General features: G+C 53.9%; 13 protein-coding genes. 6 read left to right on the forward strand and 7 right to left on the reverse strand.

All coding sequences use genetic code 11. The features are described from left to right. Positions 1-4: 4 nt before the first annotated feature. The gene (locus tag E6C51_RS16450; protein WP_146936328.1) at positions 5-1177 is read right to left on the reverse strand and encodes a Gfo/Idh/MocA family protein; all 1173 of its coding nucleotides are present in this window, start codon (positions 1175-1177) and stop codon (positions 5-7) included. Between the two features lie 387 nt (positions 1178-1564). Here E6C51_RS16450 and E6C51_RS16455 point away from each other — a divergent pair, with 387 nt between their 5' ends. The 4 genes from E6C51_RS16455 (at position 1565) to E6C51_RS16470 (ending at position 5661) form a co-directional block, all read left to right on the forward strand. Further along, complete coding sequence (locus tag E6C51_RS16455; protein ID WP_190236777.1) at positions 1565-2314, forward strand: GntR family transcriptional regulator; 750 nt, start codon at positions 1565-1567, stop codon at positions 2312-2314. Between the two features lie 71 nt (positions 2315-2385). Next, positions 2386-3570, forward strand: coding sequence for an N-acetylglucosamine-6-phosphate deacetylase (nagA, locus tag E6C51_RS16460; RefSeq protein WP_190236778.1), 1185 nt, complete (start codon positions 2386-2388; stop codon positions 3568-3570). Continuing rightward, positions 3567-4490, forward strand: coding sequence for an ROK family protein (locus tag E6C51_RS16465; protein WP_190236779.1), 924 nt, complete (start codon positions 3567-3569; stop codon positions 4488-4490). The genes nagA and E6C51_RS16465 overlap by 4 nt, the downstream gene beginning before the upstream one ends. Before the next feature lie 514 nt (positions 4491-5004). Beyond that, entirely contained in the window at positions 5005-5661 is a 657-nt protein-coding gene (locus tag E6C51_RS16470) for a TetR/AcrR family transcriptional regulator (protein WP_190236780.1), read from the forward strand. Between the two features lie 108 nt (positions 5662-5769). Here E6C51_RS16470 and E6C51_RS16475 read toward each other — a convergent pair whose 3' ends face one another. Continuing rightward, a complete protein-coding gene (locus E6C51_RS16475) occupies positions 5770-7122 on the reverse strand; it encodes a sigma-54-dependent transcriptional regulator (RefSeq protein WP_190236781.1) in 1353 nt (450 codons plus the stop codon). After that, positions 7119-8978 carry a sensor histidine kinase gene (locus E6C51_RS16480; RefSeq protein WP_146936340.1) on the reverse strand — a complete coding sequence of 620 codons (1860 nt, stop codon included), beginning with the start codon at positions 8976-8978 and terminating at the stop codon, positions 7119-7121. The genes E6C51_RS16475 and E6C51_RS16480 overlap by 4 nt, the downstream gene beginning before the upstream one ends. 236 nt (positions 8979-9214) lie before the next feature. Between E6C51_RS16480 and E6C51_RS16485 the strand changes: the two genes are divergently transcribed. Continuing rightward, complete coding sequence (locus E6C51_RS16485) at positions 9215-10552, forward strand: dicarboxylate/amino acid:cation symporter (RefSeq protein WP_146936342.1); 1338 nt, start codon at positions 9215-9217, stop codon at positions 10550-10552. Between the two features lie 63 nt (positions 10553-10615). Here the strand turns inward: E6C51_RS16485 and E6C51_RS16490 are convergent, their stop codons facing one another. Then, the gene (locus E6C51_RS16490; protein ID WP_190236782.1) at positions 10616-11305 is read right to left on the reverse strand and encodes an NnrU family protein; all 690 of its coding nucleotides are present in this window, start codon (positions 11303-11305) and stop codon (positions 10616-10618) included. Positions 11306-11532: 227 nt separating this feature from the next. On the opposite strand from E6C51_RS16490, the gene E6C51_RS16495 reads away from it, so the two are divergent. Beyond that, positions 11533-11973 (forward strand): pseudoazurin, encoded by a 441-nt coding sequence (locus E6C51_RS16495; protein WP_146936346.1) that lies wholly within the window; start codon positions 11533-11535, stop codon positions 11971-11973. A gap of 114 nt (positions 11974-12087) precedes the next feature. Here E6C51_RS16495 and E6C51_RS16500 read toward each other — a convergent pair whose 3' ends face one another. The 3 genes from E6C51_RS16500 to E6C51_RS16510 all read right to left on the reverse strand — a co-directional run bounded on the left by E6C51_RS16500 (position 12088) and on the right by E6C51_RS16510 (position 14208). Then, positions 12088-12804: a Bax inhibitor-1/YccA family protein gene (locus E6C51_RS16500; RefSeq protein ID WP_146936347.1), complete on the reverse strand. Its 717-nt coding sequence runs from the start codon at positions 12802-12804 to the stop codon at positions 12088-12090. Positions 12805-12896: 92 nt separating this feature from the next. Then, entirely contained in the window at positions 12897-13685 is a 789-nt protein-coding gene (locus tag E6C51_RS16505; protein WP_190236783.1) for an anti-sigma factor family protein, read from the reverse strand. Then, positions 13669-14208, reverse strand: coding sequence for a sigma-70 family RNA polymerase sigma factor (locus tag E6C51_RS16510; RefSeq protein WP_190236784.1), 540 nt, complete (start codon positions 14206-14208; stop codon positions 13669-13671). Before E6C51_RS16510 ends, E6C51_RS16505 begins: the two co-directional genes overlap by 17 nt. Between the last annotated feature and the right edge of the window lie 91 nt (positions 14209-14299).

Raw genomic sequence — 14299 nt, forward strand, 5'->3', positions numbered from 1 at the left:
CCTTTCACGCTGATTGCTTCAATGTCGTGCCGTGAAGGCAGGCATCAAACTGCTCCCAGATCGGTGCCAGATCGACCACTTTGCGTCCAATCCGTGCCTCATCAATGGAAAGCGCCAGAATTCCGGCTTCGATTGCATCCAGCGCGGAAACCGGTTGCTTGGCACCCGTTTTCACAAAGGCCAGAACGTCCATCGCCATCTGTTCATCAGCGCCATAATGCTGTGATTTTTCTGAAGGGGCAGAATAGGTGTTTTCAACCACTTTTTCGCTGCTGTGGGCATTATGCACATCCAGAAAACCACGGACAAAATCGCCCTCTGCCATGCCTTTGGAGCCCACCACGCAGAACCTGCGGAAATGGTCTGGCACGTTGAGGTTGGTGTGGAAAGTCATCGACACGCCGTTATCATATTCAATGATCGCAGTCTGGTAATCGATAATATCGGCATCGCTATCAAACACCTTTTCTGCCCCCAGCCAACCGCTTGGCTTGCGATGATAGACCTCCATATCGTTGATACCGGCATTTTGCGGCGCATTGTCCGGCACGAAGCTTTTGCGTCCGCCAAAGCTTGCCACATAGCGCGGACGACGCCCGACCACGCCATTGTAGAGATCGAGATCGTGGCAGCATTTTTCCAGCATGAAGCCACCGGTGTAGCGGCCATAACGGCGCCAATCGCGCATGAAGAAGGCACCATGGTAAGGTTCGATATGCTCGGATGCTTCAATGGAAACAACATCGCCCAGCAAGCCTTGCTGCTGTGCCGCACGAAGATCACGATAAAGCGGGGAATAGCGCAGCACCAGACCAACCAAAAGCCGCTCAGAACCATATTGGTGCAGCAGTGATGCCAGTTGCAGGCTTTCCTCAACCGAAATCACGATTGGCTTTTCGGTAAAGACGGTCAAACCCGCTTCAAGCCCGATGCGAATATGCTCCAGATGAAGGTGATTGGGCGAACCCACCATCAACAGATCGAATGTCTCGGCTGCAATCATCTCCTGCGGCGTCTCATAGGCGTTCAACACCGAAACACCCGCTTCGAGCAAGCCTGCAAGACCCGCCGGCTCTGGATCGACATAACCGACAATCTCAAAATCGGGATCAATGTCCTTGAACACCTGCCCAAGATACCCAAGCCTGAACCCAAGCCCAATGACCGCAACTTTCATGCCCGTGACCTTTCAGTCGTAAACTATTTTCATAATGCTGCGAATTAAGACCGAAACAGTCAAGAGGAAATCTGAAAGCGTCCGATTTTGTGAAATTTATTTTCACATACTCGACGAGCGCAGTTCGAAACCCTCTACAGAAAGGCCAGTAATCCCCATTTCTTTCTTGTTGTTAAGAAACCATACCAAAAAAATGCCAATCGTCCAGATCGAATTGTTGAATCCTTGGATTTTTAAGGGTATCTGACTTTATGGAGGGCTTCAGAGCACCTTTTGAGCTAAAAATACATACCAATTTCCCAAAATTGCAACATTGGTATTATCTTGGTATTGACATTGGAGCCAGTTCGCCCGCAGGATAGTCGAAAAGAAAGGCGGAGAGTGGGAATGACCAACATCGACATCTTCACGCAGCTGCCTTCGTTGAACGGCGGACCGCTCTATTTAAAACTTAAAAAACGCATTGAAGATGCAATCAGCACTGGCACGCTCAAGCATGGTGATGCCCTGCCCTCGGAACGCGACATTGCCGATGCCGCGATGATTAGCCGTGTTACGGTAAGAAAAGCGATTGATCATCTGGTTGACGATGGGCTGCTGGTGCGTCGTCACGGCTCAGGAACATTTGTGTTCAAGCCCATGCCGCGCATGCAGCAGCCGCTAACCCGCCTGACCTCTTTTTCTGAGGACATGGAAAGGCGCGGCATGGTCGGCGGTTCACGCTGGCTTGAGCGCGCTCTGTGCTTTCCAACACCAGAGGAAACCATGGCGCTCGGCCTGTCTGGCAATGCGCGCGTCGCCCGCATCCGTCGCTTGCGAACCGCCAATGACATGCCAATTGCGCTGGAGCGCACCAGTCTGGCTGACGATCTTTTGCCCAATCCAGAAGCGATAGACAATTCACTCTATGCCTATCTCGGACAGTTTGGCATAAGGCCCGTACGGGCCAATCAGCGAATCTCGGCAGTGGTGCTGAGCGACGACGAGACAGAATTGCTCGGCGTGCCGCAGGGCTCGGCAGCCCTTTCGGTGCAGCGCATTGCCTATCTGGAAACGGGGCGGGTCATGGAAATTTCCCGCGCACTTTACCGCAGTGATGCCTATGATCTTGTTGCGGAATTGACGATTGCGCGATGACAATGCATGCGAATTCAATCCATCAAATTGCGGGTGGCGAGCTATTGCCACTAAGAAAGTGACGAACCGGAATGACTGCAACGTTTGCCGTAACAGGCGGGAAAATTTTCGATGGCAATCGCTTTTTAGACCGGGCAGCAATGGTGGTCTCGAAGGGCAAAATTGTCAGTATCGATGCTGAAAACGCGTTGCCCGCCGATATCAACAGGATCGACGCTGAGGGTGCCTTGATTGTGCCCGGTTTCATTGATCTTCAGGTCAATGGCGGCGGCGGCGTTTTGCTCAACAATCAACCGAATCTTGACGGCATCAGAACCATTTGCGCAACCCATGCCCGCTATGGCACGACAGCGCTTTTGCCCACCTTGATCACGGACCATGCATCTGTGCGCGACCAAACCCTTGTTGCTGCGCAAGCCGCCTTTGATGCCAAGGTTCCCGGCTTTCTGGGCCTGCACCTTGAAGGCCCGCACCTGTCATTGAGCCGCAAAGGCACCCATGATCCAGCCCTGATCCGGCCCATGAATGAGGACGATCTGAAAGTGCTCTGCCATGCTGCGGGGCGCTTCGGTGTTTCCTTGATCACCATTGCCCCCGAAAATGTCACACCTGAGCAGGTAAAAAGGCTTCATGCAGCAGGCTATGTGATCAGCCTTGGCCATACAGATGTGCAATGTGCGGATGTTGCTGTCTATGTCGCAGCGGGTGCCAGCATGGTAACCCATCTGTTCAACGCCATGAGCCAATTGGGCAACCGTGAACCGGGACTGGTTGGAGCAGCCCTTGAAACACCTGCCCTCTCATGCGGATTGATCGCCGATGGCTTTCACGTCGATCCGGCATCGATGGCGATTGCGCTTCGCGCCAAAACCGGCCCCGGCCGAATTTTTCTGGTCACGGATGCCATGTCCACCATTGGCACCGATGAAGCCGGGTTTGTGCTCAATGGCCGCCAGATTTATCGCAAAAATGGACGCTTGACGCTGGCCGACGGCACCTTGGCCGGGGCCGATATTGATATGCTATCCTGCGTTCGTTTCATCCATCACCATTTGCGCCTGCCCTTGCCAGAGGCCCTCAACATGGCCTCGCTTTATCCGGCGCAAGCAATCAACTGCAACCACAAGGGCCAGCTTGCCGTGGGATTGGACGCCGATTTTCTGCTGCTATCACCCGAAATCGAGCTGCGGTCCACATGGATCGGTGGCAATTGTGTTCACAGCAACGCCGCTGCGAAGGAGCCCGCGCAATCATGATTGTATGCTTTGACATTGGCGGCACAGCCATCAAAGGGGCTATTGCTTATGCACCGGATGATATCCGGCCCTTTCCGCGCAAACCGACCCCGGCAACGGATTTTGATGCGTTTGTAGGCATCATGAACGATATCATTTTGGAAGCTGGCGAGCGCCCCGATTGCGTTGCTCTTTCCATCTGCGGCATTATTGATCCCGACACCAACCGTGCCGTTGTTGCCAATATTCCCTGCATTCACAACCGTCCGCTCAAAGCTGATCTGGAAACGGCCCTCGGTTTGCCGGTGCTGATTGCCAATGATGCGGATTGTTTTGTGCTGGCCGAAGCTGCCCTTGGGGCAGGACGCGGACATCGAGTGGTGTTTGGTGCCATCCTTGGCACAGGCGTCGGCGGCGGCCTCGTGATCGATGGTCATTTGATCAATCGCGATGGTGGTTTTGCAGGCGAATGGGGTCATGGTCCGATTGCCGCAACAGAAGCAGGCACACCACCGGTAAAACTACCCCGGTTTCAATGCGGTTGCGGCCAAATGGGCTGCATTGACGCAACATGCAGCGCGCGCGGCATCGAAAAACTTCACCTGCATTTGAATCAGCTGACAGCATCCAGCGAGGATATCGTCAGCGCCTGGGAAAATGGCGATGCAGCCGCCAGTCACACAATCTCGGTCTTTCTCGATGTCATTTCCGCCCCCTTGGCCTTGGTGGTGAATATCACCGGCACGACCATTATTCCCGTGGGCGGCGGGCTTTCCAACGCGCCAAAGCTGATTTCAGCCATAGACACCGCTGTTCGCAGCAAGATCCTGCGCCGCTTCAACCGGCCTCTCGTGGTTCCGGCCCAGTGCACAATCGAACCCGGCCTGATTGGAGCTGCCATTCTTGGCCTGTCTTTGATTCGGGATGAAACCAATTTATGATTTTAATTCTACCAAAGGTGGTGTATGATCATAATCACTTCTCATATGCTGTAACGTGAAACCAGTCAGACAAAGAGGTGATAGATCTGCCTTGCACACATGATGTGCATATTGGCGCTTCTCAATTTTATAACAAAATTCTGTCAACGAAACGTCATAGCCAATCTATATGGCGACGTAGGCCTAAAGCCTGTCGCAGAGAATAGGATTCACGGCAACAGGCTTTCGTTCTTAATTTTCTCGCGTGTACGTTATAACTTTATTGAGGACAATAAAACGCGACATGCTTTTAAAAAAACGTTGCGCGACCAATTTATTCAATCGGAGCGCGACGAACGTTAAAGTCTATTTCACGCCCAAAGGCAGGGTTACATTCGGAAATTATGCAACCAATACAAGCTTGGCTTTCGCGCTATCGCTCTGTTACTTCGACGCATATGGGTGATTCTAGCTATTCCTATGGAGCGGAAATGTCGAAAAGTGATACAATAGCACAGTCAAGGTTGATCGCGCTGTGAAACCGTCCAATGAGGTTTTTCAACTGACAGTGAATGGCCGCACCATCCGCAGCGCCGAAGCAACGCAAGCCGCAATTCTGGATGCCGCAACCGAAGAGTTTTCCGCCAATGGCTTTTCTGGTGCGCGCGTCGATAGCATTGCTGAGCGCGCCAAGACCAACAAGCGGATGCTTTATCACTACTTTACCGACAAGGCGGGACTTTACCTCGCGGTTCTGGAGAGAATGTTCGCCGAAGTGCTTGTTGCCGAGAAGAGCTTGAATATCAAATCAAAAGAACCTGAAGACGGCATACGTCAGCTCACATTGTTCATCTGGACCTACGTGCTGGAGCATCCACATTTTGTGCGCCTCGTCAGTACAGAAAACAAACTGAAGGCCGAACACTTAAAAAAGTCTGAAAAGATACCGCTCATCCATACGCATTTCGTCGAGGAGCTCACCGATGTATTGCGCCGGGGCTCTGAAAAAGGTGTATTTCGCCAGGATATCAATCCGAGCATGATCCACCTGACAATATTGGCGATGAGCTTCTACTACATCAGCAACAAGCATACTGTTGCCGTGAGCTTTGGCCATGACACATCCAGCGTCGAAGCAACAACAGCATGGGGAAAGCACATTGTCGCAACCATTCTGGCATCCCTCAAATAGATTTTACAGCGCAGTGCGCCATATTTGGCGCATAAAGGCTCAAAGTAACGCTTTTAATCTGCTGCATAATTTTCACCTTAAATCGATTCCGGTTTTCGGCCAGATGCTCTAAGCCTCGTCGCTTGCCGCAAAATCCTTGCGCACAATCCCATGGCGCTGAAGCTTGTCATAAAAAGTCTTGCGCGGAATTTTCAGTGCTTCAATGGTTTGTCGCACGTCGCCATCAAAGCGGCTCAGCGTATCGCGGATAATATCGGCTTCCAAACGTTCCAGACGTTCTGGCAATGAAAAAGCAGATTGCTCAGCTTCAGATTTGGCGTCCTCCAACTCCTCCAGACCCAAGACAAAACGCTCGGCAAAATGCGCCAGCTCGCGCACATTGCCCGGCCAGTCATGCTGTTGCAGGTAACGCACCACGTCTGGTGTCATTACCCGAGGTTCAATGTGAAATTTTGTTGCTGCCCGCTCGACAAAATGTGCAAAAAGCAACGGCACATCCGCACGGCGCTCTCGCAGCGGCGGAATGGTCAAGGTCACAACATTCAGCCGGTAAAAGAGATCCTCACGAAACTCACCGCGCTGGGCGGGATCGCCAAGATTGATCTTGGATGCCGCAACAACACGCAGATCAACCGGCCGCACTTCATTGGTCCCCAGCGGCGTCACCTCGCGCATCTCCAGCACGCGCAACATCCGCACCTGCGTGGACGCTGGCATGCTCTCGATTTCATCCAGAAAAAGCGTACCGCCACTGGAGTGTTCGATCCTGCCGACACGTTTTTTCTGAGCACCGGTAAATGCACCGCTCTCGTGGCCAAACAATTCGCTCTCAATCACGCTTTCCGGCAATGTGCCACAATTCAAGGCAACAAAATTGCCTTTGGCACGACGGCTTAATGTGTGCAGCAGACTGGCCACCACTTCCTTGCCACTCCCGGTTTCCCCTGTGACCAACACGTCCACATCCGTATCCGCAATCTGGCGCAGAGTGCGACGCAAGCGCTCAATGGCAGGGGTTTGGCCTATCAGTGGCAAACCGGCCTGCGCGTCATCGGCCGCCAGCCGCAATTTTCGATTTTCCATCACCAGCCGGCGCTTTTCCACGGCGCGATGCACACTTTGGCTCAACCGATCGGTGGCAAAAGGCTTCGTGATAAAGTCGTAGGCTCCATCCTTGATGGCTGCAACGGCCATGGCAATGTCACCATGGCCCGTCACCAAAATCACCGGCAAATCCGCATCCATTGCGTTGACGCGGCGAAACACCTCAAGCCCATCAATGTCCGGCATGCGAATATCCGACACCACAACTCCACCGAAATCGCTGGTGACGGCACGCAAAGCCTCAACGGGGGAAAGAAATGCCGCCACATCGAATCCTGCCAATTCAAGTGTTTGTCGCGTGGCACGCAGGAGATCCTGATCATTATCAATCAGAATGACGCTTGCAGGTGTGTTCATATCTCAGCTCGCAAAAGATGAATGGTAAATGTCGTGCCCTGCCCGCTGCTCTCCACCAGCAGACGCCCGCCATAGTCCGTGATAATATCGCGCGAGATAACCAGCCCTAGCCCCAATCCCTTTTCTTTGGAGGTCGAAAACGGGGTAAACAACAGCGGGCGAATATTTTCCGGAATGCCCGGCCCATTATCTGCCACGGTGACGATGATCTCGTCATCCTTCGCAATGGCTTTCACCTCAACACGGGCATCCGGCGTATCTTGCAGGGCTTCCAGCGCGTTCTGCAACAGATTGATCAGCACCTGTTCCAATCTGATCCGATTGCCTTTGACAATGAAGTCATTCGGCAGCGCGGGCATATTCAAGGCATCCAACCTGCCCGCAAAACGACTTCGCAGCAGCATCACTGCGCCGTCAAGCACATCTCTCAACACCACCGGCTGAGGTGCCGTTCGGCCTTTACGGGCGAATGCTTTGAGCTCATCCGTAATCGTGCCGATCCGCTCAGTCAAAGCCGCAATAAGGCTAAGGTTCTCTTGTGCCGGGCCTTCTTGTTTGCGATCCAGAAACACCTTGGCATTCTCGGCAAAGGCGCGAATTGTGGCCACCGGCTGGTTGATTTCATGGGCAACCCCTGCCGCGACCTGCCCTAAAATAGCAAGCCTGTTGGCCTGCACCAACTCCTGCTGCACCCCCTGCAATCGGCCTTCGGTGGCTTTATGGCCAGCGATTTCGGCTTGAAGTCGGTCACGAGCCTGCAAAAGATCATTGGTGCGCTCATAAACGCGGCGTTCCAACTCCGCCTGATTGGCCTGCGCACGGGCCAACCGAATGGCACCCGCCTGCCGCCGCCATAACACCAATGCACAGACGAAGAAAAAAGGCACCAGCACGGCCAAAACCAGCAGGCGAAACTCTCGCACTGTCGAAGCAATCGCAGCATCGACCGGCACAAGATAGTTTAACTGCCACGTGGTTGTCGGAACGGGCATGGAAACAAACAGATATTGGCCCGCTGTTTCACCTGGCAGAACGGCCCGCACAAGCATCATCCCCGGCCCGATTGTTTCCGCCTGATTGAATGGGAGCGGAGCAAGAGACGCATCGCCAAATTGCAAACTGGCGCGAATGTCGCGCACCTCATCGGGCAACAGTGTTGAGAGCGTCATGAACCGCCAGGATGGGATACTGGAGATCAGCACGACGCCGCGACGATCGGTAACAAAGGCACCCCGCGATGCTTCCAGCCAATCGCTTTCGAGCTGGTCAAACTCTGCCTTCACCACCACAACCCCCAGGGGATCCGCAGACGATCCAACCCGACGGGAAATGTAGAGACCGGGACGATGGCTGATGCTGCCCAGCGCAAAGTGCTCGGCAGAGCCACTGCTCATGGAACGCTTGAAATATTCACGAAAAGAATAGTCAACGCCGACGAAACTATCGGCCTGCTGCCAATTGCTCGACGCAATCGCGACGCCTTTTGCATTGGTCACATATAAAACGGATGCGCCTGTGGCCGCGACAAGGCGTTCCAGTTTGTCGCTCAAACGGACCACCGCTGCTGATGTTTTTAAATTCAGCGCGTCCAGCACCTGCTGATCTTCGGCCAGCAACAACGGCAAAGATCGAGGACGCTCCAGCACCGCGCGCAAAAACGCAACTTTCAGCCCCGCACTGACCCGTGCCTGTTCTTCCGTGTCGCGCAAGGCAGAATTACGCCCATAAACGCCCGCCGCATACAGCGCAAAGCCCGTGACGCAAAGGGCAATGAGCGCCAGGAAAAACCATGGCTTTCTGGGCCTCGATGGCAAAGCCGTTAAACCCGTTTCCTGATGTTGTGTGCGAACCACCATCCACCATGTTGTGCACTTTTCCGCACAGATTGCAACAGCGTGCGCGGACAGCCGCGCAAATCTTCCAGCCACATGGAGAGAGAATTCGGCTTTTTCTTGTTTTTTCAATGACTTTCTGTAGCGAAGCCAGTTTGGCACGCTCTTTGCTAAGCATATCGAAACATCACACTGATGTTGAAATCTACTGATGCCCCGGGAGGCCGATCCGTTCGGTTGGGGCGCTTACGGAGGGTCAGATGCATATAGACACGTCCGCCGCCCCACAGGGTGGCAAACTTCCATTCTATCGTCACCTGTATTTTCAGGTGATCACCGCCATCATTATCGGCATTGTGCTGGGGCACTATTACCCATCGGTGGGTGAGTCGATGAAACCTCTTGGCGATGCCTTCATCAAGCTCGTCAAAATGGTTATCGCGCCGGTGATTTTTCTGACCGTGGCGACCGGCATTGCTGGCATGAGCGATCTGAAAAAAGTCGGCCGCGTGGCTGGCAAAGCCATGATTTACTTTCTGGTTTTCTCCACCCTCGCGCTGGCCGTGGGGATGCTGGTGTCCAACGTCGTCCAGCCCGGCGCAGGCATGCACATCAATCCAGCCACGCTGGATGCCAAGGTGGTGACGTCCTACGCCCAGAAAGCCCATGATGCGAGCATCACCGGCTTCTTGATGGAGATCATTCCCGATACGATCGTCGGTGCCTTCGCCTCAGGCAACATCCTTCAGGTTCTTTTCTTCTCCATCCTGTTTGGCATCGCGTTGGCCATGGTTGGCGATTCCGCCAAACCCGTCACCAACTTTCTTCAATCTTTGACTGTGCCAGTGTTCAAACTGGTGGCCATCCTGATGAAGGCAGCACCTGTGGGCGCCTTTGGTGCCATGGCTTTCACCATCGGCAAATACGGCATTGGCTCGGTTACCAATCTCGCCTACCTGATTGCAACTTTCTATGTCACGTCCCTGTTGTTCGTGCTCGTCGTTCTCGGTGCCGTGGCCCGTTACAACAAGTTCTCCATTCTGGCTTTGATCCGCTATATTAAAGAAGAGTTGCTGCTGGTGCTGGGCACCTCCTCCTCAGAAGCTGCCCTGCCCGGCCTGATGGCCAAGATGGAGCGGGCTGGCTGCAAGCGCTCGGTTGTAGGTCTGGTTATTCCAACCGGCTATTCCTTCAATCTGGATGGCACCAATATCTACATGACATTGGCCGCCCTGTTCATTGCCCAGGCAACAGACATTCACCTGTCTTTCGGTGATCAGATTTTGCTGCTGCTGGTGGCCATGTTGAGCTCCAAGGGTGCCGCAGGCATCACCGGCGCAGGCTTTATCACCCTGGCAGCAACGCTGTCTGTTGTTCCATCCGTTCCAATCGCTGGTATGGCGCTTATTCTCGGCATTGACCGCTTTATGTCTGAATGCCGTGCTCTGACCAATTTCGTTGGCAACGCTGTTGCAACCGTGGTTGTTGCCCGCTGGGAAAATGAGCTGGACGTTGAAAAGTTCAACGCCGCCATGGCTGGTGAATTGCCGGAAGAAATTGATGTGACTGAAGAGCTGCCAGCACCCGCTGCGGCATAAATTGATCACAGACAACACACGCAAACGCCCCGGCAAAAACCGGGGCGTTTTTTTTTGCGCTGATCAAACGCCGTAGAGGGCGAGCAAAAGAGGATCGACGCCGAACAAGACCTCGTGGAACGCAAACAAAAGCAGCCCTGTGATAACGGCTGTCGCCAGCAGCGACAGCAGCATGATGCCATCCACTTTCAGATGTGCCCTCCCGGCAAAAATCGCGGAAAAAGGGATGATTGATGTTGCACTCGTCATTTCGTTCCAGCGTGCACCAAGCCTGCGGCGGCCCCGGCGCTCCATAATGGCAATGCCCATGAGCGAAAAGGCGGAAAATCCACCAAATAAAATCAAAGCGGCAAGTTCACCATTGGGAAAGACATGGCCGAAAAACAGCAGGAAAAAACCCCAGAGCACGGGATGACGTGTGACGGAGGCAATGGCACCGACACGGCCCGAAGACCGAAAACTGATGGAGGCGGGGTTTGGACTGAGCAACCCGCAGATCACCAGAAAAATACCGATCGGCGCGCATAGAATTGTTATCCAAGCCTGCCAGGGATGGTCCATCCAAAGTGCAACATCATCCGATGTGGCAAAAGCATAAAACAGCCATGCCAGCGACGCTAAAGATAGCAAAGAATAACCCGTCATATACACCGAGCGCCCAAGCCGTTCGATCAAATACTGGCGCAATCTTGCGAAAGACGGCAATGAATGCGTGAGGAGAAAAAAGAAAAATGCGAGAAGAAAATTCGCCATGAAGAAGCGCCGTGTTGTTTATGCCTCGGCCCTGTGCCGACCTCTGATCTCTTAGCACCGCCCTGCCCAAAAGCCTACCAAGCGCGCTCTTCAACAAAACGCGATTTGCGCTCAATCAAAGTGGCGGCCGCAAATTGTGCCTATGTCTAGGCGCGCAAGCCAAAACGAAAAACTTGGACATCGTGCTGATTCCCATCTTTTCGCACGATGCCCTTACGGAGATATTTATGCGCACATCGCTCGCCCTCATTGCATTGATCGCAGCAGCTGCTGGCACGCCTGCCATGGCAGCCGACTATGAAATTCATATGCTGAACAAAGGCGCAAACGGACAGGCTATGGTATTTGAGCCAGCCGCCCTCAAAATCGCCCCCGGCGATACCGTCACCTTCATTCCAACAGACAAGGGACATAGCGCAGAAACCATCCCCGGACTGTTGCCAAGCGGGGCCGAACCTTTCAAAGGCAAAATCAATGAGGCGATCAAGGTGACATTTCCCGTTGCTGGCGCTTACGGCATCAAATGTGCACCCCATGTTGGCATGGGCATGGTGGCCGTGGTTGTGGTTGGCGATGTGCCCGCCGCCAATGCGCAAGCATTGAAAGACGCAAAACTGCCTCCGAAAGCCACCACCAATCTGACCGCCGAGCTCGATTCACTGCATTAAGCCAGGTTACGCAAAGACCGCGCTGGCCGTTATCCGAAGCGGTAGATTAAAAATATTACAGCGCCGTGCACCATATAGGACGCACGGCGCTGTCATGACTGGTTTAACCTGCGTTTATTCGCGCTCGCCTGTCAGATTCAGCAACAGCTGGAAAATGTTCACGAAATTCAGATAGAGCGACAGGGCACCGAACACCGCCAGTTTCTGCTGAGATTCGTGGTCGATATTCTCGGCATATTGCTCCTTGATCGTCTGGGTATCCCAAGCCGTGAGGCCAACAAATACCACAATACCAATGACCGACACGGCAAATTGCAGCGCCGATGAGCCAAGGAAAATATTGGCGATGGAGGCAATCACAATGCCGATCAGACCCATCATCAGGAACGAACCAAACTTCGACAGATCACGCTTGGTTGTGTAACCATAAAGGCTCATGGCACCGAACATGGTCGCCGAAATGAAGAATGTCCGTGCGATGCTGGCACCCGTGAATTGCAAAAACACGGCAGCCATCGACAGTCCCATGACGGCACAAAATGCCCAGAACGCCATTTGTGCAGCGCTTGCCGACATGGCATGCAGACGGAATGAGAAGAAAAACACGAAGGCCAACGGAGCCAACATCACCACCCATTTCAAAGGTGTTTGGAAGATTGGCACATAAAGCGCGGGCGTAGAGCCAACAAAGAAGGCGACCAGACCGGTAATCACCAGACCGGCACCCATGTAATTGTAAACGCGCAACATGTGTTGGCGCAAACCCTGATCGAGTGCTGCGGCAGAGTGCGCGCCAGCACCCACTTGGTAACTTCTATTGACTGGATCCATTGATGGATACTCCTCTCGTTCTTTGTCTCGACACATGTTGAAAAGTGCCAAAGATTGCTAACTGTCTGAAACCCTGTTGATATTATCAGTTATCAATAAAGCGTCCTGGCCAGCCGGTCTGCTGCTGCTGCCAATGCATCTTCATCGCCGCCATCGGAAATCAGCGCATAAGCGACCTCGCCAATCTGCCAATGGGCGGCGGCTGACTTTCCGGAAAAAGCCAGCGTGACACGCTGCACCGAAAACGCGCCGGTCCGCGCCGCAAACAAGGTGAGGTCACGGCCATTGCGCTGCTTCACCGCCATTTCCACACTCGGTCCAAAATCCGACGGGAAGATCTGGCTGTCCAACACTGTCCAATTTTCCGGCAGCTTTGGCAGAATAATGCCGGTTGCAGCCCGTACTTCGCCAGCATCAAAGGGCGTGTTTGTCACGGCTGGGCGCAGCTTTTCCCGCACCAGGGTTGCTTCATGCGCCTGCAAGGCCTCGCGCACAAATGCGGGCGTGGGCACGGAGGCAACCACCGGCGTCGCGGTGAACGGATTGATCAGGGAATGCGCCACCCAGCCAAAACCGACAAAGATTGCAACCGCTGCCGCCCGCCGCAAAAGCGCAACCCGGCCTTTGTTGCGCAGCGCCTGTTCCAGCAAACGGGCATTCTTTCGCGTTTTATGGGCATCAGACATGTCATGGGGGCCCGCATTCAGCCGCAAGGCCAGACGCAACTCATCGCGCAGCTTCAAGTCGGCCATCACCCGTGCCGCCAGCTCAGGCGTCTGTGCCAGATGCGCCTCAACCTCTATACGCCGTGCCATATCGAGCTGATTGTCGATGTAGGCGTGAATGTCAGCATCCACAATCGGGTCAGGTTGTCGTGTCATCAGAACCTCCTACAATCCGGAGCCTTGGAACCGTGCCATGCGCGTCTTCAAACGCGCGCAACCGGGTGCGAGCACGCGACAGCCGCGACATCAGGGTGCCAACCGGAATACCCAGCATGTCGGCGGCCTCCTGATAGGAAAACTCCTCAATAGCCACGAGATGCAACGCCTGCCGCTGCTCTTCCGGCAGTTCCATAAACGCCGCCCGCACCTGATTGAGCCGAACGACCTGTTCCTGACCGCTCTCAACAATCGGATCAAACAATTCGGCCGCAATCGCATCGCGCCGCTCTGCAGATTTTCTATGACGCACCCGGTCGACATGCGTGTTGTGCAAAATTGCAAACAGCCAGCGACGCAGATTTCCGTCAGGACGAAAACTGCCATGACGCTCATAGGCCCGCACTAAGGCGTCATTGACCAGATCCTCGGCATCATCCTTGTTGCGCACGAGCGAGGTCGCATAACGCCGCAGTGCGGCAAGCTGTCCAATCACGTCAAATGAGCCAATTTTTTTGTCCATGCCCTATATACGGAGCCACATGCTGACTTATTCCATGCTTTTACATTTTTTTTGACTCTGTCAGTTGGCGGCGGAAAAGGGCGCACAACAG

This window comes from Gillisella terrae (assembly GCF_004801395.1).
Classification (GTDB): domain Bacteria; phylum Pseudomonadota; class Alphaproteobacteria; order Rhizobiales; family Rhizobiaceae; genus Allorhizobium; species Allorhizobium terrae.